The following is a 20523-nucleotide window of genomic DNA, read 5'->3' as shown; positions in this document are numbered from 1 at the left end:
ACCGTCAGCCTGCGGATAACCTCCTAACCCTCACGGGGGTACGAGAGCACCTCTGCCCCGAACCATGTCTGAGGGGCGGAGAATGATCGAGGCAGTCGGCCTGACGAAGCGCTACGGCGCCAAGACGGCCGTGCACAACCTGTCGTTCCAGGTGCGGCCGGGCACCGTCACCGGCTTCCTGGGGCCCAACGGCTCCGGCAAGTCCACGACGATGCGCATGATCCTGGGGCTGGACACCCCGACGAGCGGGCGGGTCACCATCGGTGGCATCCCGTTCCGCCAGGTGCCCAACGCCCCGCGGCACGTCGGCGCCCTGCTCGACGCCAAGGCGGTGCACGGCGGCCGCAGCGCGCGCCAGCACCTGCTCTGCCTCGCGCAGCTCTCCGGCATCCCGGCGCGCCGGGTCGACGAGGTGCTCGGCGTGGTCGGCCTCCAGGACGTCGCCCGCAAGCGCTCCAACGGCTTCTCGCTCGGCATGGGCCAGCGCCTGGGCATCGCGGCGGCGCTGCTCGGCGACCCGCAGGTGCTGCTCTTCGACGAGCCGGTCAACGGCCTGGACCCCGAAGGCATCCTGTGGGTCCGCAACCTGATGAAGCAGCTGGCCGCCGAGGGCCGTACGGTCTTCGTCTCCTCGCACCTGATGAGCGAGATGGCGCTGACCGCCGAGCACCTCATCGTCATCGGCCGCGGCCAACTGCTGGCCGACATGTCGGTCAAGGACTTCATCTCCGCCAACTCCGCCGACTTCGCCCGGGTCCGCACGCCGGACACCGAGCCGGCGCTGCGCGAGAAGCTCGGCTCGCTGCTCGGCGAGGCGGGTGCCCAGGTCGTGCCGGAACAGGACGGCGCGCTGCGCGTCAGCGGGCTGCCGCTGCCCCGCATCAGCGACCTGGCGCACGACGCGGACATCCGCCTGTGGGAGCTGTCGCCGCACCAGGCGTCCCTGGAAGAGGCGTACATGCAGCTGACGCAGGGCGTCGTGGACTACCGCTCGACGACCGACCAGCGGGCCGGCCTCCAGCAGCAGGCGCCCGGCCACGCGCCGCAGGGTGCCGGTGTGCCGGGGCAGCCGCCGCAGGGGTACGCGCCCGGAGCGCCGCAGCCCGGCCCTTACGGACAGCCTGGCCACCCGGGGCAGCCGCAGCCAGGGGCCCAGGGACAGCCGAACCCGTACGCGCAAGGTCCCGGCGGCGCGCCGGGCCAGGGCTACCCGCCGCCGGCCGGCCAGGGCTCGCCGTACGGGCAGCCGAACCCGTACGGGCAGCCGCAGCCGGGCCCGCAGGCCGGCGCCCCGGCGCCGATGCCGCCCGCCGCCCCCGCCGACATCTCCAAGCCACACACCGAGGACGCCCGATGACCAGCCCTCAGCAGCCGCAGCCGCAGCCTGAGCCGCACGACACCGACGCCCCGGGCGCCGGCCCGACGCCCCCGGCGGGGGCCCCGCAGCAGCCCGCACAGCCGCCCGCCGAGCAGCCGGAGCCCCGGCCGCTGGCCGCACACCCGCAGCCGGAACAGCAGCCGCAGCAGCCCGCACAGCAGCCCCCGGCGCAGCCGCAGCAGCCGGCCCACGCGCCGCTGCCCCCGCAGGCCGGCCAGGCGCCGCAGGAGAGTGCTCCGGCCCGCGAGGCCGGCACGGTGATGCTCCAGGCCCAGCAGCCGCCGGCCGCCGTGCCCGGCAAGGAGGCCGGGACGATGATGCTCCAGGCCCAGTCCGCCCCACAGGTCCCCCAGGGTGCACCCGCCCCGCAGGGCATCCCCAAGGACGCGGGCACCATGACGCTCCAGGCTCAGCAGCCGCCCGTCGGCCCCCCGCCGCAGCAGACACCCCACCAGCCGCAGCAGACCGCTCAGCAGCAGGCGCAGCGGCCGTCCCACCAGCAGCAGATCCCGGCCGCCTGGCAGGCCGCCGGCCCCGGCGGCACCACCCCGGCCTACGTCTCGCCGATCCCGGTGCGCCGTACGAACCTGGGCCACGCCCTTGCCTCCGAGTGGACGAAGATCCGCTCGGTGCGCTCCACGATGTGGACGCTGGGCGTGCTGGTCCTGCTGAACGTCGGCATCGGACTGCTGATGTCGCTGTTTCTGGCGGGCCCGGACCGGGTGGTCGATCCGGTGCTCGGCTTCGCCTGGTTCGGCCTGCTGCTCGGGACGCTGTGCGTCATTCCCCTGGGCGTGCTGGTGATCGCCTCGGAGTACGGCACCGGAATGATCCGTACGACGTTCACGGCCTGCCCCGGCCGGGCCCGGGTGCTGACCGCCAAGGCGATCGTCCTGTTCGGGCTGACGTTCGTCGTCACCACGGTCTCCAACGTGCTGGTCGCGGTGGCGCACGCCGGGATGCTCAACGGCCCGGCGCCGACCGGCGACCAGTGGCTGCGCGCCACGGTCGGCTCCGGCCTGTTCGTGGCCGTGCTGAGCCTGCTGGCCCTGGGCGCGGGCGCGCTGCTGCGGCACTCGGCCGGCGCGATCAGCGCGATGCTGGGCCTGGTCCTACTGCCCATGCTGCTGGCCGTGTTCATGATCGGGTCGGAGAGTCTGCGCCCGTTCGCGACCAAGCTGATCGAGTACTCGGTCCCGAACAACCTCGCCGCGATCTACGACCAGCCGTTCATGCCCGACGGCCCGTCCGGCTGGCAGCCGCTGCTCGTCCTCCTGGGCGTCACAGCCGTCGTCCTCGGCGGTGCGTACGCCGCGCTGGAGAAGCGCGACGTCTGACCCTCAGTACCTCGGCGCATTACGGGACCGCTGGAGCTTCGCGCTCCGGCGGTCCCGTGCGTTCCAGCACGCCTTGTGCCAGTGTCTGCGTTCGTCCACGTCGCCCTCCCGCGGCCAGGCGACGACGTGCGGCACCCCCGGCGGGATCTCCTGGTCGCACCCCGGGCAGCGGTAGTGCTTGGCCGCCCCGCCACCCCCCAGGTGCCGTACGACCCACTCCTCGCCGCGCCACTCCTCGGTACGTTCGAGACCGTAGCGGCCCCCGCCCGCGTGGTCGGCTGGCTTCTCACCGCCGCGCGGGCGGTTTCGACGCGGAGACACTGGGCACCTCGGGAAATCTGCGGGGTCACGGGCCGTCACCACCCTACGCGGCTCCGTCATGGGGCGTAGTCGCCCGTCACAATCCTGCGATCATCAGGAAACTTCGTTCCAGGCCGTGCCTTTGGCACGTGTCACCCGTTGTTGCCTGTTAGGGGGATGTCGCGTCGGCTGCGAGGAGGCAGAAGAGCGATGCGTGTTGGGGCTTTCATTCTGGCCGCTCAGTTTCCCGGTCAGGGGCAGGGGGAGGCGCTGCACCGGGCGGTGCGGTCCGCCGAGGCCGCGGAGGAGGCCGGGCTCGATGCGGTCTGGCTGGCGGAGCACCACTTCGTGCCGTACGGGGTGTGCCCGTCGGCGGCGACGCTGGCCGCCCTGCTGCTGGGCCGTACCCGCCGGATCGGCGTCGGTACGTCCGTCAGCGTGCTGCCGACCCAGCACCCGGTCGCCCTCGGGGAACAGGCGGCGCTGCTGCACCTGACCTCCGGCGGGCGGTTCACCCTCGGTGTCGGCCGGGGCGGCCCCTGGGTGGACCTGGAGGTCTTCGGCTCGGGGCTGGCCGCGTACGAGCAGCACTTCCCCGAGTCGCTGGACCTGCTGCTGCGCTGGCTGCGCGAGCCGCGGGTCGGCGCCGCGGGGCAGCGGCACTCCTTCCGGGAGGTCGCCGTCGTGCCGCGGCCCGACGAGTCGCTGGAGATGCCGGCCGGACCGCCCGTCGTCCTCGCGTGCACCTCGCCCGGGACGGTGCGGCTGGCCGCCGAGCGCGGGCTGCCCATGCTGCTGGGGATGCACTGCGGCGACGAGGACAAGGCGGAGATGGTGGCGCTGTGGCGCCGGGCCGCGCTGGCGGCCGGGCGGGACCCTGAGCAGGTCGCGGCGGCGGAGCACGTCTCGGCCGGTGTGGTGCAGGTCGGCGACACCCGCCAGGGCGCGGCCGAGGTCCTCACGAAGGCCATGCCGGGCTGGCTGCGGCGCGGGCTGGCGGCCCATGAGACGGTCGACGGCCGCTACCGCGCCATGCGCGATCCGCTGGCGTACACGGAGCTGCTCTGCGACCTGCATCCGGTCGGGCCGCCCGAGCTGTGCGCCGACCGGCTGGCGGCCTCGGCGGAGCGGACGGGCATCCGGCGCTTCGCGCTGCTCGTCGAGGGCTCCGGGGACCTGGACGCCACCGAGGAGAACGTACGGCGGCTGGGTGCCGAGGTGCTGCCCCGGCTCGGCTGAGCCGGACGCGGCGGCGGAGTGCGGTGTCCCGCGCGGGCCGGTGAGGTGCGCCGGCCGCGGTCCGTGCGCCTGGCGCGATAGTGCCGGTCCCCGGCCCGCGACCGGAGGACACCGTTCAGGCCGCGCCGACTCTGTGTGACCGCGCCGGGTCGGCCGATGCTGCCGCCCACGCACCCTTGGCCGTACGGCCTCCCCTGCGCGTGCGCAGCGGCAGCATCTCCGGTCAGCAGTCGCGCAGCTCCGGCGACTGGTTCAGCAGCTGGCCCCGGATGGAGGTGAACTTGGCCAGCCTGTCGTCCGCCGACGGGCCGAGCGGGAAGACCGCGACCCGGTGGCAGTTCTGGAACGCCAGTCGCACACCGAAGTGCCGCTCCAGTGACCCGCGTATCGCGTCACTGGCCAGCGCACGCAGCAGCTGACCGCGTGCCTGCTCGTCCGGCGGCGGCGTCTGGTTGTCGGCGAACTGGCCGCCGTCCACCTTCAGCTGGGCCACCAGGGAGCTGATCATTCCCCATGCGTAGGGCAAGGAGGTCCGGACGCAGTCGACGAATTCCGCTTCGTCGACCTCGCCTCGCTCGGCCTGTTCGAGGAGGGCCGGTGAGACGTCGAGCGACATGAGGTTCTCCTCTCGCGGCCCCGCCGGGACGGGGCCTCAGGGATCGGACGGGGGTTTCGCGACGGAGCGTGTCCGTATCACGACCCCCCGCTTCAACGGTATGCCGCTCATCCGGCCCGCACCAGGAGATTGCAGGGACAACCGGCCACCGGCCCACCGGGCGCTTCAGGGGCGAATCGCGTCGGCGGCCTCCGGTCGAGTAGCGTGGCGCACCATGCGTCTCGTCATTGCCCGTTGCTCCGTGGACTACGCGGGCCGGCTCAGTGCCCACCTCCCGTCGGCCCCTCGCCTGATCCTCGTGAAGGCGGACGGTTCGGTCTCCATCCACGCGGACGACCGGGCCTACAAACCCCTCAACTGGATGTCCCCGCCGTGCACCCTCAAGGAGGGGGACGGCAGTGTGTGGACGGTGGAGAACAAGGGTGGCGAGAAGCTCATCATCACCCTGGAAGAGGTGATGCACGACTCGGCCCACGAACTGGGCGTGGACCCGGGCCTCATCAAGGACGGGGTGGAGGCGCACCTCCAGGAGCTGCTCGCCGACCGGATCGAGACCCTCGGCGAGGGCTACTCGCTCATCCGACGTGAATACCCCACCGCCATCGGCCCGGTGGACATCCTGTGCCGGGACGCGGACGGCGGGACGGTCGCGGTGGAGATCAAGCGGCGCGGCGAGATCGACGGTGTCGAGCAGCTCACCCGCTATCTCGAACTCCTCAACCGTGACCCGCACTTGGCGCCGGTCAAGGGCGTCTTCGCGGCCCAGGAGATCAAGCCGCAGGCGCGGGTGCTGGCCACCGACCGCGGCATCGGCTGCGTCGTGCTGGACTACAACGCGCTGCGCGGCATCGAGGACGACAAGCTGCGGCTGTTCTGAGCGGCCGGCCCACAGGGCGCGGGGCCGCACGGCCCTGCGGTACGGACGACGACGGCCCGGTACGCAACGCCCGCCCACGGGGGCGGACGGTCACGTACCGGGCCGTCGTGCTGCGCTCAGGCGTCCGTACCGCCCGTCGTGCCACCGCCGCTCGTGCCGCCGCCGGTGGTGGTGCCCGCCGAGCCGCTGCCGTTGGCGCTGCTGGGCGCCGGGTTGCTGGTGGTCCCGGTCGGGTCCTGGCTGGTCGGCTTGTCGGTGGGCTTGTCGGTCGGTTTGTCCGTCGGCTTGTCGGTGGGCTTGTCCGTCGGTTTGCCGGTCGGCTTGTCCGTGGGCTTGCCGGTCCCGGTCCCCGTGTCGGTGGGCCGGGTGGTCGGGTCGGTCGGGCGCGTCGTCGGGTCGGTCGGGCTGCTGCTCCCGTCCGTGGGCCGGCCGGTCGTCGGGCCGGTGGCGCCGGTGCTCGGGGCGGCCGTGCCGCTGCCCGGCCGGCCGCTGGTGCCCGGCGTGCCCGGCGCCGTCGAGCCGGGGCCGGTGTGCGTACCGGGGCGGCTGCCCTGGCCGGTGCGGGTGCTGTCGGTGCCCGGCTGGTCGGCGGGCAGGCCGTCGCCGTCCTGGCCCGTTTCGGCGGACTGCTCGGTCTTGACCTTGTCGCCCGGACCGCCGTCGGGCCCGGAGACCGCGCCCAGGGTGACGACCGTGCCGAGGACGGCGACGAGCAGCGCGCCCGCGGCAGCGGCGACCAGGTTGCGCCGGGCGCCCAGCACCAGCGCCTTGCGGCCGCCGGCCTTGCCGCCGGTCCTGCCGCCGCCCGTACGGGCGGCATGGGGTGTGACCACGGTGGGCGCGGTCGCGTCGACGGCCGGGGCCGGCGCGAGCCCGGCGGGCACCCCGCCGGGCGGCGAGGCGGATTCCTCCGTCCGCGCGTCCGGGACCTCCTCGCCGGCCGGTGTGGCCGTGCCGGCGGGCGGGGTGAACGCGCCGGAGCGGTCGGCGACCAGGGCCAGCGCGCGCCGTCCCGCGACGGCACCGCGCCGGTCGGAAAGCACACCGCGCAGCCCTATCGACGCCTCCAGCTCGGCCCGCGCCCGGTCCAGGTTGCCGGTGCACAGGGCGAGCACGCCCAGCTCGTGGTGGAAGTACGCCTCCTCGGCCACCTCCCCGGCGATCCTGGCGGCCTCGGCGCCGTGCCGCAGGCTGCGCTCCCAGGCGTTCCACTGCAGGGCGGCGGCGAAGGCCGGGGCGGCCGTACGGGCCAGCAGGACGGCGGCGCTGGGGTGGCCGCTCTCCCGGCTGCCGGTCAGGACGTTCATCGCGGCGAGGATCGCGTCGGACTCGACGGCGGCCCGTTCGGGGGTGACCGAGGGGTGGCCGGCCCACCAGGCGTAGTGCTGGGCGGCGGTCAGCGCCCGCTCGCCCGCGCCGTCGGCGTACCCGGCGGCCGCGAGCTGGTCCTCGACGGTGGCCGCGAGCCGGTAGTGGGCCCCGGCCGGGGTGATCAGTCCGCAGTCCAGCAGCTCGCCGAGCGCGGCGTCCGCGTGGGTGTCCTGGGCGAGCGCGGGCAGGTGCGCCTGGTGCGGCAGTTCGCCGCCCAGCGCGACCGCGAAGCGCAGCGTCTCGCGCGCGGCCTCGCTGAGCCGGGAGGCGATCAGCGGTGCGGGCGAGGCGGCCTCGGTGACGGTCGGCAGCGGTGCGCCGTCGCCGGGCGCGCCCGCGTCGTCGGAGTGCTCCCCGTACGTCTCGGGGTCCTGGTCGGTACGGTGCCGCTGCCGCAGCAGGGCGCCGGCCTGGACGAAGCGCAGTGGCAGCCCCTCGGACTCGAACCACAGGTCGGCGGCCCACGCGGCCTCGTCGTCGCTGAGCGGCCGGCCGACGACGCCCTCCAGCAGGTCCCGGCAGGCGCCGCGGCCGATGCCGCCGAGGAAGACCTCTTCGAGGTGGGAGCCGGGCGAGGGGGCGGCGACGTCGGGGGTGGCGGCGAGCAGGAAGGCGCACTCGGGGGTGGCGCCCAGCAGCTCGTCCAGCGCGGCGCCGCCGAATTCCAGGTCGTCCAGGACGACGATCGCGCCGATCTCGCCGAGCAGGCGCAGCAGCTCGCCGCGGTCGGGGCGGTGCAGCGGGGCCCGGTGGACGGCGGCGAACAGCTCGTACATCACGTCGGTGGGCGTGCGGTGGTAGCCGGAGAGCCGCACCACGCCGTCGGGGGCCAGGCCGTCGCAGGCGGTGGCCACGGCGTCCAGCAGGCGCGTACGGCCCGATCCGGAGGGCCCGGTGACGCGTACGGATCTGCCGCGGGACAGCAGTCGCACCAGCCTCTCGGTCTCCTCGGCCCGCTCCAGGAGGGCGCCGTGGCGGCCCGCGGAGACCGGTACGGCGGGCGGGGCGGCGGCGCGGGCGAGCTCCGCGCGTTCCTCGGGGCCGTGTTTGCCGGGGACGGCGGGCTGCTCGCCGGGCGGGCAGGGTTCGATCTCGCTGCCGTCGACCGGGTTGACGGTGAGCAGGTAGGGGCCCGACACGAGCTGTACGGTGCGCGCGAGCCCGCCGGGGGCGGCTCCGGAGCCGCTGGACGCGGGTGGCGGCGTCGTGGCAGGGGCGTCCTGCTCGCCGTACTCCTCAGGTCCCCGGTTGGTGTTCGGGTCCATGGTGAAATGCCCCCCAGATGCGCTTGGCGTGCCGACCGACCGTTTGCGTCCCGGCCGTCCGCACTCCCCCAGCCTCCGGCCGGGGTGCTCCCCGGCCGCCGCTTCTGGTCCGGTGCCCGCCGCGCGGCGTACCGGACGGCGGAAAACCGAACCTTAGACCTTTGCCCAGTATCTACGAAGCGCCGGGGTCCGTTCCTGCCCGGAACGTCACAGTGTTGTGAGAATCCTTCGGGTATGCGGCTTTGATCTTGTGCCGGTGCCGTACGCGCCCGGCCGCCTTCAGACCCGCGGCAGGGTCTCGGCCGCGATGCCGCCCTCGATGGCCAGGATGCGGTGCAGCCGTGTGGCGACCAGCAGCCGCTGCATCTGCGGGGGGACGCCGCGCAGGACGAGGCGGCGGTTGGCCCGGCCGGCGCGGCGGTGCGCGCCCATGATCACGCCGAGCCCGGTGGCGTCCCAGGAGTCGAGTCCGGTCAGGTCCAGTACGAGGTCGCCCTGACCCGAGTCGACGGCGGTGTGCAGGACGGTTCGGGCGTCCGCCGCGCTGCGGACGTCGAGGCGGCCCCCGACGACCAGCTCGGCGTGATCGCCCCTGATGTGCATATGCGCTCCCCGGGTGATGAATGCTCGATCGTTACGTCTACAGAACTGACTGCCTCTCATGCGGCGAAGTTGCCGCCTGTAAGCGAACCGATACCGAATTCACCCTGGGGGGTGACGGCACCGGACCCGTGCGCCTGACGCGCCGGCCACCTTCGGGGGTGCGCCGGCGGCGGCCGGAGCTCCGGCCGCCACGCCCACGGCCGTGCCGTGGGCGGCGTCTGACGCCGCGACAGCACGATGCGGGGTCCGGGCCCGTCCGACGCGGAATCAGTGCTCGTAGAAGCCTTGCCCACTCTTGCGACCGATATCGCCGGCATCGACCATCCGCCGCATGATCTCCGGCGGCGCGAACTTCTCGTCCTGCGACTCGGTGTAGATGTTGTCGGTGGCGTGCAGCAGGATGTCCACGCCGGTCAGGTCGGCGGTGGCCAGCGGCCCCATGGCGTGGCCGAAGCCCAGCTTGCAGGCGGTGTCGATGTCCTCGGCGCTGGCCACCCCGGCCTCGTACAGCTTCGCCGCCTCGACGACCAGCGCCGAGATCAGGCGGGTGGTCACGAAGCCGGCCACGTCGCGGTTGACGACGATGCAGGTCTTGCCGACGGACTCGGCGAACGCGCGGGCGGTGGCGAGGGTTTCGTCGCTGGTCTTGTAGCCGCGCACCAGTTCGCACAGCTGCATCATCGGCACCGGCGAGAAGAAGTGCGTGCCCACCACCCGATCGGGGCGTCCGGTGGCCGCCGCGATCTTGGTGATCGGGATGGCCGAGGTGTTGGAGGCGAGCACCGCCTCGTCCTTGACCAGCTTGTCCAGGTTCGTAAAGATCTCGCGCTTGACGTCGATCCGCTCGAAGACGGCCTCGACGACGATGTCCGCGTCGGCCGCCGCGTCCAGGTCGGTCGTGGTGGTGATCCGGCCCAGCGCCCGCTCGGCGTCCTCGGCGGCCAGCTTGCCCTTGCCGACGAACTTCTCGTACGAGGCCTCGATGCCGCCCTTGCCACGGGCCAGCGCGCCTTCCGTCACATCGCGGAGGACGACCTCCCAGCCCGCCTGGGCCGAGACCTGCGCGATGCCGGACCCCATGAGTCCGGCTCCGATGACGGCGAGCTTCTTTGCCACTTGCTGTCCCCTAACACGCTGTACACCTGACGGCTCTCGGCAGTGACGTTAGCGCCCGGCGGCGATCGATAGGAGGGTTAGAGATGCGCGTCACGTCTCACATGACGGACATCACACCGTGCGGGCTCATCCGCCGCCGCGCACGGCGTAGTTGAGGACCTTTCCGCTGAGCGCGTCCTCCAGGTCGTCGAGCAGGACGAGCGCTTCGCGTGACACCTCGTCGGGTGCGCGCCCGGCCATCATCGCGCGGGCGATGTGCGCGGTGAGCGTGGCGTGCACCCAGTTGAGCTGGCCGGCCACCAGGAGCGGCAGCCAGTCGTCCGCCGCGGCGCCGGCCTCCTGGCACAGGGTGTCCTCCAGGCGGGTGAGCTGTTCCTGCTGGAGGTGCCAGAGGCGGGCCTTGAGGGTGGCGGCGCCCTCGATGACGCGCAGGAAGCGGTCGTAGCCCTCGACCAGCCCGACGGCGGGCGAGACCGCCTCCACCTGTTCGCGCAGTTCGCGCAGGACGGCGGCGGCCGCCGACTCCCCCGCGTCCCGGCCGCGGACATAGCGCGCGAGGCGGTCCACCAGCCCGGCGCTGCGGTCCATGAAGAGGTCTTCCTTGGCCGGGAAGTAGTTGTAGACGGTGTTGACCGAGACCTCGCAGACCTCCGCAATCTCCGTGATGGTCACCGCGTCGAAGCCGCGCTCCAGGAACAGGCCGGTGGCCATGTCGGAGATGTGCTGGCGCGTCTGCCGCTTCTTGCGCTCCCTGAGTCCCTCTGCCATGCCTCGCATCGTACGCCTTCTTGGTGCCCTTTAAATTTTGGAGGCATTGCAAACTTTCACCGACTCTGTTTTTCTGTCCGGCATGGCAGTCATCACCGCGTCCGGCCTGACCCGGACCTTCACCACCCGACGCGGCACCGTCCAAGCCGTACGCGGCATCGACCTCACCGTCGAACGCGGCGAGATCCTCGGCCTGCTCGGCCCGAACGGCGCCGGGAAGACCACCACCCTGCGGATGCTCACCACGCTCCTCGCCCCCACCGGCGGCCACGCGACCGTGGCCGGCTGCGACCTCGCCCGCGACCCGGCCGGCGTCCGGCGCAACACCGGCTACGTCGCCCAGTCCGGCGGCGTCGACCCCCACATCTCCGTACGGGAGGAACTGACGACCCAAGGGCGGCTCTACCGCCTCCCGAAGGCCCAGGCCGCGGCCCGCGCCGCAGAACTGGCGCACGACCTCGGCCTCGACGACCTGCTGGACCGCACGTGCGCGGCGCTCTCCGGCGGCCAGCGGCGGCGGCTGGACATCGCGATGGGCCTGCTGCACCGGCCCGCGGTGCTCTTCCTGGACGAGCCGACGACCGGCCTCGACCCCGGCAGCCGGGCCGGCCTGTGGGAGCTGGTCCGGCGGCTGCGTACGGACTTCGGCACCACCGTCGTCCTGACCACCCACCACCTCGACGAGGCGGACGCGCTCGCCGACCGCCTCGTGATCGTGGACCACGGCGTGGTGGCCGCCGAAGGCACCCCGCGCGCGCTGAAGACCGAGTACGCCGGCTCGCCCGACGCGTCCCTCCAGGACACCTTCCTCGCGATCACCGGGCGCGGCCCCGCCCCGGTGGACACCGCCCCCGTAGCCGTCTGACCGCCCGCCCCTCAGGAGACCCGCATGCCCTCCGTCCTGTCCGACACCGCCCTGATCTTCGGGCGTTACGCCCGGCAGACCCTGCGCTCCAAGGTGCAGATGTTCTTCGGCGTCCTGATGCCGCTGCTCTACCTGCTCTTCTTCGGCCCGCTGCTGACCGAACTGCCGCTGGCCTCCGAAGGCAGCTCCTGGCAGGTCCTGGTGCCCGGCCTGCTGCTGCAACTCGCGCTCTTCGGCGCGTCGTTCTGCGGCTTCGCCATCCTTCTCGAAAAGCAGTACGGCGTGGTGGAACGGATGCGGGTGACGCCCGTCAGCCGGCTCGCGCTGCTGCTGGGGCGGGTGCTGCGGGACACCGCGCTGCTCACCTGCCAGGCGGTGCTGCTGGTCCTGACGGCGCTGGTGATGGGACTGCGGGCGCCGCTCGGCGGCATCCTCATCGGCTTCGCGTTCGTCGCCGCGACAGCCGTCGCCCTGTCCTCGCTGTCGTACGCACTGGCCCTGAAGGTCGCCTCGCCGCAGGAGTTCGGGCCGGTCGTCAACGCCGCCACCATGCCCACCATGCTGCTGTCCGGCCTGATGCTGCCCATGGCCCTGGCCCCCGGGTGGCTGGACGTCCTCTCGCGCTTCATGCCGCTGCGCCACCTCGTGGACGGCGTCCGCGCGGCCTACGTGGGCGACTACACCGGTACGCCCGTGCTGTACGGCGCGCTGGTCGCCGCCGGGCTCGCCGCGGTGGCCGCGGCGGTCTGCGCCCGCGCCTTCCGCAGGGCCGCCGCGTAGGCTCGCCCGTATGGTCAATCTGACGCGCATCTACACCCGTACCGGCGACAAGGGCACCACCGCCCTCGGCGACATGAGCCGGACCGCCAAGACCGACACGCGGATCGCGGCCTACGCGGACGCCAACGAGGCCAACGCGGCGATCGGCGTGGCCATCGCCCTCGGCTCACTGCCCGAGGACGTCGTCAAGGTGCTCGTCCGGGTGCAGAACGACCTCTTCGACGTGGGCGCGGACCTGTCGACGCCGGTGGTGGAGAACCCGCAGTTCCCGCCGCTGCGCGTCGAGCAGTCCTACATCGACAAGCTGGAGGCGGACTGCGACCACTACCTGGAGAGCCTGGAGAAGCTCCGCAGCTTCATCCTCCCCGGCGGTACGGCGGGTGCCGCGCTGCTGCACCAGGCGTGCACGGTGGTACGCCGCGCCGAGCGTTCCACGTGGGCGGCGCTGGAGACGCACGGCGACACCATGAACCACCTCACCGCCACCTACCTCAACCGCCTCTCCGACCTCCTGTTCATCCTGGCCCGCACGGCCAACAAGGAGCAGGGCGACGTGCTGTGGGTGCCGGGCGGCGAGCGGTAGGCGGAGGCCACCAGGACGGCGGCGGGCGGAACTACCAGGACGTGGGCGGGCCCGGCCGGCCCGCCCCGGCCGGATCGAGTCCGTGGTCACGGTCGCGGCCGTCCGCGCCGCCCGGGGGCAGGCCCCCCTCCGGCGCCTTCTTCGGCCAGAGCGTGTAGCTCACCGCGATGACCAGGTTGATGCCGATCACGAACAGCATCTTGATCTGCCAGTCGCGCAGCGAGGTGGTCCGAGCGGGATCGCCCACGTACCAGGCCGCGAGCTGGAGCAGTCCGATCGCGATGAGCGCGGCGAGGACCCAGCGGCCCGCCGACTGCCATTCGAAGACCGCACGCTCCTTGCCGTACTTCGGTGCCGGCACCGGCGGCGGGCCGCCCGCGAAGCGGTGGGCGAAGCGGGCGTCCACCCACTTGATCGTGCGGTGCCCCAGCGCGACCGAGAATCCGATGTAGACGGCGGCGAGCCCGTGCTTCCAGTCGGCGTCCGCACCGTTCTTCAGATCGACGGCGGTGACGATCAGCAGGACGAGCTCCAGCACCGGTTCCAGCAGCAGGACGGCGATGCCGGTACGCGGCATCTTCGCCAGGTAGCGCAGGGCCAGCCCGCCGGCCAGCAGCACCCAGAAGCCGACCTCACAGATGACGATCAGCGTGACGATCACGGGACTCCCCTTCTTTCCGGTCCCTTCCAGCCTCACCCCGGAATCCGGCCGTCACCTCGTCACCCGCGATGATCCAGGACTGCATCTTTCGATGTAGCGCGCGGCGGAACGGGTTCCGCCGGGGCGTGGAGGCGACGGGCCGCACCGCCGTGTTTGATGGAGGGGTGACCGCGAGACCCATCGCCGCCCCGGCGCGCCCGCACCGCGACGACGTGCGCATCGCCGTCTGCGGGCTGCTCGGCGGGCTGCTGCTGTACGGGCTGGGGCTGCGCAGCAGCCCACCGCTGTTCCCGGGCCTGCCCTCCTGGCTGGTCCTGGTGACGCTGACCCTCATGTCCGGCACCGAGCTGCTGCGCCGGACCGCCCCGCGGTCCGCGCTGGGCCTGGCGACCCTCGCGATCACACTGGACCTGTGCTGCGGTGGGCTGATCGCCACGGTCGTGATGTTCACCGACATCGTCTACGCCGCGGTGCTGTACGGGCCCCCGGGCACCGCCCGGCGCGTACCGGTCATCAGCGTCCTGCTCACCGTCCTCGCCACCATCGTCCCGGTGACGATCCTGCACGACCCGCAGGCCCTGCTGATCGGCATCGGTATCGGCGTGATCACCGTCGGCCCGGCCTGGACCGGCGCCATCATCCGCGAACACCGCAACACCGCCCGGGCCGCCCGCCTGGAGGCCGAACAGACCGCGCTGCTGGCCGAGATGGACCGTACGCAGGCCATCCTCGCCGAACGCGCCCGGATGGCCCGCGAACTGCACGACATGGTCGCCAACCACCTGTCCGCCATCGCCATCCACTCCACGGCCGCGCAGGCCATAGACGACCCCGGCGCCACCCGCGAAGCGCTCGGCGTCATCCGGGAGAACAGCGTGCAGGGCCTCGCCGAGATGCGGCGCCTGATCGGGCTGCTACGGGACGCCAAGCACCCCGGCGGGACCGCAGAGGCCCAGGCCACCCCCACCCTGCACGGGCTCGAGGCGCTCCTGGCGCAGGCCCGCGTCAACGGGGCGAGCAGCGGACTCACCTTCACCCTGGAGGACACCCGGGCGGACGGCGGTGCGCGACTGCCCGCGCCGGTGGAGCTGGCCGCGTACCGCATCGTCCAGGAGTCCCTGACCAACGCCCTCAAGCACGCCGCGCCCGGCGAGGTCGCGGTCCGTATCACCCAAGGCCCCGGCGGCCCGCTCACCGTCCGCGTCACCAGCCCCTTCGGCGACCGGCCCGGCCCGCGCGCGCCCGGCTCCGGCGCGGGCCTGATCGGCATGCGGGAGCGGATCGAGCTGCTCGGCGGCCGGTTCGAGGCCGGGCCCGAGGGCGGTGGCGAGCACGGCGACGGCAAGCGATGGCAGGTACGGGCCGAACTGCCCGTCCGCGAGGAGGAAGAACAACAATGACCGCTGACACCGGCCGCCCGGTCCGGGTACTGATCGCCGAGGACCAGTCCGCCGTACGGGCCGGGCTGGCGCTGATCCTGCGCTCCGCCCCCGACATCGAGGTGGCCGGGGAGGCCGCGGACGGCGAGGAAGCGGTGCGGCTGGCCCGCGAACTGAGGCCCGATCTGGTGCTGATGGACGTCCAGATGCCCAAACTGGACGGCGTCTCGGCCACCCGGGCGATCGTGACCGAGTCGCTGGCCGACGTCCTGGTGCTGACCACCTTCGACCTGGACGAGTACGTCTTCGGGGCGCTGCGGGCCGGAGCCGCCGGCTTCCTGCTCAAGGACAGCGAGGCGGCGGCGCTGCTGGACGCGGTGCGCACGGTGGCCGCCGGGGAAGGGGTGATCGCCCCGGCCGTGACCCGGCGGCTGATCGCGGAGTTCGCCGACCCCCGTACGGTACGGCGGCCCGCAGATGCCTCGGCACCGGACCCGGCCGTGCTGGACGCGCTGACCCGCCGCGAACGCGAGGTGCTGGGCTGTCTGGGCCAGGGCCTGTCGAACGCCGACATCGCGGTGCGCCTGGAGATGGCGGAGGCCACGGTCAAGACGCACGTCAGCCGCCTGCTGGGAAAGCTGGAGCTGCGCAGCCGGGTGCAAGCGGCGGTGCTGGCGCAGGAGTTGGGTGTCGCCGGCGGCTGAGACGGGCGACGGCACCCGTCGCGCGGCCGGGCGCCGCGGAGGGCGTCCCCCACTTTGGTCCAGACCTCTTGACCGTAGGTCTGGACCTTTTTACGCTCCCTTCACATCTTTGCGGTGAGCGCGCCCCACAGCGCTCACCGGGCGGCGCAGGTTCCCCCACCCTCCACCCCCTCACCTGGGAGCATCCGTGACACCCGGAACCCTGACACGCACCACCCACGCCCGACGAAGAGCCCTCGCGGCCCTCACCGCACTCCTCCTGCCCGTCGCCGCGCTGATCGGCCTGGCCGGCGCCACCCCCGCGCACGCCGCCGAATCGGCGACCGCCACGTACACCAAGGTCTCCGACTGGGGTACCGGCTTCCAGGGGCAGTGGACGGTGAAGAACACCGGCACCACCACCGTCAACGGCTGGACCGTCGAGTGGGACTTCCCCGCCGGCACCACCGTCGGCTCCGCCTGGGACGCCCAGGTCAGCGGCTCGAACGGCCACTACACCGCCAAGAACGTCAACTGGAACGGCACCATCACTCCCGGCGCCTCGGTCAGCTTCGGCTTCATCGGCACCGGCTCCGGCGGCGGCGACGTGAACGGCTGCAAGCTCAACGGCGGCCCCTGCGACGGGGCACAGCCCGGCGACACCCCGCCCTCCGCACCCGGCAAGCCCGTGGCCAGCGACATCACCGACACCTCCATACGCCTGACCTGGACCGCCGCCACCGACGACAAGGGCATCAAGAACTACGACGTCCTCCGCGACGGCACCAAGGTCGCCACCGTCGAGAAACTCGCCTACACCGACACCGGCCTGACCAAGGGCACCGACTACACCTACACGGTCGTCGCCCGCGACACCGCCGACCAGACCGGCCCCGCCAGCGCCGCCACCACCGTCCGCACCACCGGCGGCGGCGGGCAGCCCGTGGACGCGGTCAAGCTGGGCTACTTCACCGAGTGGGGCGTCTACGACCGCAACTACCACGTGAAGAACCTGGTCACCTCCGGCTCCGCGAGCAAGCTGACGCACATCAACTACGCCTTCGGCAACGTCCAGGGCGGCCGGTGCACCATCGGCGACGCCTACGCGGCCACCGACAAGGCGTACACCGCCGACCAGAGCGTGGACGGCGTCGCCGACACCTGGGACCAGCCACTGCGCGGCAACTTCAACCAGCTCAAGAAGCTCAAGGCGAAGTACCCGAACATCAAGCTCCTGTGGTCCTTCGGCGGCTGGACCTGGTCCGGCGGCTTCCCCGACGCCGTCAAGAACCCGGCGGCCTTCGCCGACTCCTGCCACCAGCTGGTCAACGACCCGCGCTGGGCCGGCCTCTTCGACGGCATCGACCTGGACTGGGAGTACCCCAACGCCTGCGGCCTGACCTGTGACACCAGCGGTCCGGCGGCGTTCGCCGAGATGATGAAGGCGATGCGCGCCAAGTTCGGCAAGCAGCTGGTCACCGCGGCGATCACCGCCGACGGCTCCGACGGCGGCAAGATCGACGCGGCCGACTACGGCAGCGGCTCGCAGTACGCCGACTGGTACAACGTCATGACGTACGACTTCTTCGGCGCCTGGGACAAGACCGGCCCCACCGCCCCCCACTCGCCCCTGACCACCTATCCCGGCATCCCCAAGCAGGGCTTCAACACCGACGCGGCCCTGCAGAAGCTCAAGGCCAAGGGCGTACCCGCCAAGAAGCTGCTGATCGGCATCGGCTTCTACGGGCGCGGCTGGACCGGCGTCACCCAGGACGCCCCCGGCGGCACCGCCACAGGACCGGCCCCCGGCAAGTACGAGGCGGGCATCGAGGACTACAAGATCCTCAAGGCGAGCTGCCCGGCTGGGGGCACCTCCCAGACGGAGTCTGGGGGAGGCACCGTCGCCGGCACCGCCTACGCCCGCTGCGGCAGCAACTGGTGGAGCTACGACACCCCGGCGACGATCATCGGCAAGATGAACTACGCCAAGCAGCAGGGGCTGGGTGGCGCGTTCTTCTGGGAATTCAGCGGTGACACGGCCAACGGCGAACTGATGACCGCCATCGACAGCGGCCTGAAGTAGCCCGGCCACTCCCCCGGACCGGCCGGGGAGGCGGTGTCGCCCCCGCCTCCCCGGCCTTCGGCCGGTTCAGCCGGAGGACAGCCTCACGCGACGTTCACCCGCTGCCCGGGAGGCGCCGCCTCCAGCCAGGCCAGAAAGCCCGTCAGGGCGTCCTCGCTCATGGCGAGCTCCAGCCTCGTACCGCGGTGGCGGCAGGCGAGCACGACGGAGTCGGAGAGGAGGGCGAGTTCTTCCTCGCCCTGGGGGGTGCGGCGTTCCAGCACCTCGATGGCGAAGCGTTCCAGGACGCGGCGCGGGCGGGGCGCGTAGGAGAAGACGCGGAACCACTCGACCCGGTCGCCGTTGTAGCGGGCGACGCCGTAGATCCAGCCTTTGCCGCTGGGCTCGGCCTCCCCGTCGGGAACGTTCCAGCGCAGGCTGCAGTCGAACGTGCCGCCGGAGCGCTGGATGAGCCGTCGCCGTAGTCCGAAGACGAAGAGCCCCAGCAGCACCAGTACGACGACCGCGCCGCTCACGAGCAGAGCGAGGACCATCCGAACCGACCTCCTCGCCTCGATGGGGGTACCCACGCGCCGGTTCGGGCGCGAGGGGGAAAACGCACCTGCATTGCCTCAGCCGCGGACCGCCCTGGAGGATTCCAGCGCAGCCCGCGGCTGAGGGACGAACTCGTCGGTGGAGGGCTTCAGTGCGCGCCCGCCACCGCACGCAGCCGGACATCGGCGCGGCGCTCGGCGGCCGCGTCGGCCTCCGACTTCGCCCGCTCCAAGGCCCGCTCCGCGCGCTGGACATCGATCTCGTCGGACAGCTCGGCGATCTCCGCGAGCAGAGACAGCTTGTTGTCGGCGAACGAGATGAAGCCGCCGTGCACGGCGGCGACGACGGTGCCGCCCCCGCCCTCGCCGGTCGTACGAATCGTCACCGGGCCGGACTCCAGCACGCCGAGCAGCGGCTGGTGCCCCGGCATGACGCCGATGTCGCCCGACGACGTGCGCGCGACGACCAGGCTGGCCTCGCCCGACCAGACCTGACGGTCGGCGGCGACCAACTCGACGTGCAGCTCAGCCACGATGGCTCCTCGGGTCTCCACCTGCCGGGTGCGGCAGATGTTGGGTCAAATACTAGTGGTCGTACGGGCCGGGGGCGGCCAGGGCCGCCCCCGGAACGCGGCCGGGCCTCAGGAGACGCCCAGCTCCTTGGCGTTCGCCTTCAGGTCCTCGAGGCCACCGCACATGAAGAACGCCTGCTCGGGGAAGTGGTCGTACTCACCGTCGGCGATCGCGTTGAACGCCGCGATGGACTCGTCCAGCGACACGTCCGAGCCGTCGACACCGGTGAACTGCTTCGCCACGTGGGTGTTCTGCGACAGGAAGCGCTCGATGCGGCGGGCGCGGTGGACGGTGAGCTTGTCCTCCTCGCCCAGCTCGTCGATACCGAGGATCGCGATGATGTCCTGGAGGTCCTTGTACTTCTGCAGGATCGTCTTGACGCGCGAGGCGCAGGCGTAGTGGTCCTGCGAGATGTAGCGCGGGTCCAGGATGCGGGACGTCGAGTCCAGCGGGTCCACCGCCGGGTAGATGCCCTTCTCCGAGATCGGACGCGAGAGAACGGTGGTCGCGTCCAGGTGGGCGAAGGTGGTGGCCGGCGCCGGGTCGGTCAGGTCGTCCGCGGGGACGTAGATCGCCTGCATCGAGGTGATCGAGTGACCACGGGTCGAGGTGATGCGCTCCTGGAGGAGGCCCATCTCGTCCGCCAGGTTCGGCTGGTAGCCCACCGCGGACGGCATACGGCCGAGCAGGGTGGACACCTCGGAACCCGCCTGGGTGTACCGGAAGATGTTGTCGATGAAGAAGAGGACGTCCTGCTTCTGGACGTCACGGAAGTACTCCGCCATCGTCAGACCGGCCAGCGCGACCCGCAGACGGGTGCCCGGGGGCTCGTCCATCTGGCCGAAGACCAGCGCAGTCTTGTCGATGACGCCGGAGTCCGTCATCTCCTCGATGAGGTCGTTGCCCTCACGGGTGCGCTCACCGACACCGGCGAACACCGACACACCGTCGTGGTTGTTGGCCACGCGGTAGATCATTTCCTGGATGAGGACGGTCTTGCCGACGCCCGCGCCGCCGAACAGACCGATCTTGCCGCCCTTGACGTACGGGGTCAGCAGGTCGATGACCTTGACACCGGTCTCGAACATCTCGGTCTTCGACTCGAGCTGGTCGAAGCTGGGGGCCTTGCGGTGGATCGGCCAGCGCTCGTTGATCTCGACCGTGGACGGGTCCACGTTCAGGATCTCGCCCAGGGTGTTGAACACCTTGCCCTTGGTGACGTCACCGACGGGCACGGTGATCCCGGCGCCGGTGTCGGTCACCGCGGCCTGGCGGACCAGACCGTCGGTGGGCTGCATCGAGATCGCGCGGACCACACCGTCACCCAGGTGCTGGGCGACCTCCAGGGTCAGCGTCTTCTTCTTGCCGGCCTCGGCCGGGTCGAGGACCTCGACGGTCAGCGCGTTGTAGATTTCCGGCATCGCGTCGACGGGGAACTCCACGTCGACGACCGGGCCGATGACCCGCGCGACGCGGCCCGTCGCCGTGGCCGTCTCAACAGTGGTGGTCATAG

The 20523-nt window shown here is 72.3% G+C and carries 20 protein-coding genes; 10 read left to right on the top strand and 10 right to left on the bottom strand.

The genetic code is table 11. The features are described 5' to 3' along the window. Positions 1-82: 82 nt before the first annotated feature. Positions 83-1357 (top strand): ABC transporter ATP-binding protein, encoded by a 1275-nt coding sequence (locus ACZ4Z1_RS12150; RefSeq protein ID WP_468486471.1) that lies wholly within the window; start codon positions 83-85, stop codon positions 1355-1357. Next, positions 1354-2715, top strand: a complete 1362-nt coding sequence (locus ACZ4Z1_RS12145; protein ID WP_468486470.1) for an ABC transporter permease subunit — start codon at positions 1354-1356, stop codon at positions 2713-2715. The genes ACZ4Z1_RS12150 and ACZ4Z1_RS12145 overlap by 4 nt, the downstream gene beginning before the upstream one ends. A gap of 3 nt (positions 2716-2718) precedes the next feature. Here ACZ4Z1_RS12145 and ACZ4Z1_RS12140 read toward each other — a convergent pair whose 3' ends face one another. Then, positions 2719-3036: an ATP/GTP-binding protein gene (locus ACZ4Z1_RS12140; RefSeq protein ID WP_468486469.1), complete on the bottom strand. Its 318-nt coding sequence runs from the start codon at positions 3034-3036 to the stop codon at positions 2719-2721. 189 nt (positions 3037-3225) lie between these two features. Here ACZ4Z1_RS12140 and ACZ4Z1_RS12135 point away from each other — a divergent pair, with 189 nt between their 5' ends. Next, entirely contained in the window at positions 3226-4254 is a 1029-nt protein-coding gene (locus ACZ4Z1_RS12135) for an LLM class flavin-dependent oxidoreductase (RefSeq protein ID WP_468486468.1), read from the top strand. 223 nt (positions 4255-4477) lie between these two features. Here ACZ4Z1_RS12135 and ACZ4Z1_RS12130 read toward each other — a convergent pair whose 3' ends face one another. Continuing rightward, a complete protein-coding gene (locus tag ACZ4Z1_RS12130; RefSeq protein ID WP_468486467.1) occupies positions 4478-4870 on the bottom strand; it encodes an SCO5389 family protein in 393 nt (130 codons plus the stop codon). 214 nt (positions 4871-5084) lie between these two features. Between ACZ4Z1_RS12130 and nucS the strand changes: the two genes are divergently transcribed. Further along, complete coding sequence (gene nucS, locus ACZ4Z1_RS12125; RefSeq protein ID WP_360132050.1) at positions 5085-5747, top strand: endonuclease NucS; 663 nt, start codon at positions 5085-5087, stop codon at positions 5745-5747. Positions 5748-5863: 116 nt separating this feature from the next. On the opposite strand, the gene ACZ4Z1_RS12120 is transcribed toward nucS, so the two are convergent. The 4 genes from ACZ4Z1_RS12120 to ACZ4Z1_RS12105 all read right to left on the bottom strand — a co-directional run bounded on the left by ACZ4Z1_RS12120 (position 5864) and on the right by ACZ4Z1_RS12105 (position 10870). Next, on the bottom strand, positions 5864-8383 hold the full coding sequence (locus ACZ4Z1_RS12120) for an ATP-binding protein (protein WP_468486466.1): 2520 nt from the start codon (positions 8381-8383) through the stop codon (positions 5864-5866). 279 nt (positions 8384-8662) lie between these two features. Continuing rightward, positions 8663-8986, bottom strand: a complete 324-nt coding sequence (locus tag ACZ4Z1_RS12115; protein WP_073757771.1) for an STAS domain-containing protein — start codon at positions 8984-8986, stop codon at positions 8663-8665. Between the two features lie 267 nt (positions 8987-9253). After that, positions 9254-10102 (bottom strand): 3-hydroxyacyl-CoA dehydrogenase family protein, encoded by an 849-nt coding sequence (locus ACZ4Z1_RS12110; RefSeq protein ID WP_468486465.1) that lies wholly within the window; start codon positions 10100-10102, stop codon positions 9254-9256. Between the two features lie 126 nt (positions 10103-10228). Further along, positions 10229-10870 (bottom strand): TetR/AcrR family transcriptional regulator, encoded by a 642-nt coding sequence (locus ACZ4Z1_RS12105; RefSeq protein WP_468486464.1) that lies wholly within the window; start codon positions 10868-10870, stop codon positions 10229-10231. 82 nt (positions 10871-10952) lie between these two features. Here ACZ4Z1_RS12105 and ACZ4Z1_RS12100 point away from each other — a divergent pair, with 82 nt between their 5' ends. The 3 genes from ACZ4Z1_RS12100 to ACZ4Z1_RS12090 are packed head-to-tail and all read left to right on the top strand — an operon-like array spanning position 10953 to position 13098. Then, positions 10953-11735: an ABC transporter ATP-binding protein gene (locus tag ACZ4Z1_RS12100; protein ID WP_468486463.1), complete on the top strand. Its 783-nt coding sequence runs from the start codon at positions 10953-10955 to the stop codon at positions 11733-11735. Positions 11736-11759: 24 nt separating this feature from the next. Then, positions 11760-12515, top strand: a complete 756-nt coding sequence (locus ACZ4Z1_RS12095) for an ABC transporter permease (RefSeq protein ID WP_468486462.1) — start codon at positions 11760-11762, stop codon at positions 12513-12515. A 10-nt stretch (positions 12516-12525) separates the two neighbouring features. Then, positions 12526-13098 (top strand): cob(I)yrinic acid a,c-diamide adenosyltransferase, encoded by a 573-nt coding sequence (locus tag ACZ4Z1_RS12090; RefSeq protein ID WP_468486461.1) that lies wholly within the window; start codon positions 12526-12528, stop codon positions 13096-13098. A gap of 31 nt (positions 13099-13129) precedes the next feature. Here ACZ4Z1_RS12090 and ACZ4Z1_RS12085 read toward each other — a convergent pair whose 3' ends face one another. Continuing rightward, on the bottom strand, positions 13130-13759 hold the full coding sequence (locus tag ACZ4Z1_RS12085; protein WP_468486460.1) for a hypothetical protein: 630 nt from the start codon (positions 13757-13759) through the stop codon (positions 13130-13132). Between the two features lie 164 nt (positions 13760-13923). Here ACZ4Z1_RS12085 and ACZ4Z1_RS12080 point away from each other — a divergent pair, with 164 nt between their 5' ends. The 3 genes from ACZ4Z1_RS12080 to ACZ4Z1_RS12070 all read left to right on the top strand — a co-directional run bounded on the left by ACZ4Z1_RS12080 (position 13924) and on the right by ACZ4Z1_RS12070 (position 17904). Continuing rightward, positions 13924-15159, top strand: a complete 1236-nt coding sequence (locus ACZ4Z1_RS12080) for a sensor histidine kinase (RefSeq protein ID WP_468486459.1) — start codon at positions 13924-13926, stop codon at positions 15157-15159. Continuing rightward, on the top strand, positions 15156-15842 hold the full coding sequence (locus ACZ4Z1_RS12075; RefSeq protein WP_468486458.1) for a response regulator: 687 nt from the start codon (positions 15156-15158) through the stop codon (positions 15840-15842). The genes ACZ4Z1_RS12080 and ACZ4Z1_RS12075 overlap by 4 nt, the downstream gene beginning before the upstream one ends. Before the next feature lie 202 nt (positions 15843-16044). Then, entirely contained in the window at positions 16045-17904 is a 1860-nt protein-coding gene (locus ACZ4Z1_RS12070) for a glycosyl hydrolase family 18 protein (RefSeq protein ID WP_468486672.1), read from the top strand. A gap of 83 nt (positions 17905-17987) precedes the next feature. On the opposite strand, the gene ACZ4Z1_RS12065 is transcribed toward ACZ4Z1_RS12070, so the two are convergent. From ACZ4Z1_RS12065 to atpD, 3 genes are all read right to left on the bottom strand, one after another. Next, positions 17988-18437: a DUF2550 domain-containing protein gene (locus ACZ4Z1_RS12065; RefSeq protein ID WP_468486457.1), complete on the bottom strand. Its 450-nt coding sequence runs from the start codon at positions 18435-18437 to the stop codon at positions 17988-17990. A gap of 149 nt (positions 18438-18586) precedes the next feature. After that, on the bottom strand, positions 18587-18970 hold the full coding sequence (locus tag ACZ4Z1_RS12060; RefSeq protein WP_468486456.1) for a F0F1 ATP synthase subunit epsilon: 384 nt from the start codon (positions 18968-18970) through the stop codon (positions 18587-18589). A 108-nt stretch (positions 18971-19078) separates the two neighbouring features. Next, entirely contained in the window at positions 19079-20521 is a 1443-nt protein-coding gene (gene atpD, locus ACZ4Z1_RS12055; RefSeq protein ID WP_468486455.1) for a F0F1 ATP synthase subunit beta, read from the bottom strand. Between the last annotated feature and the right edge of the window lie 2 nt (positions 20522-20523).

Source organism: Streptomyces sp. NPDC030165 (genome assembly GCF_055573595.1).
Note: the sequence above shows the minus strand (reverse complement) of the source record. Positions and strands in the feature narration are given on the sequence as shown.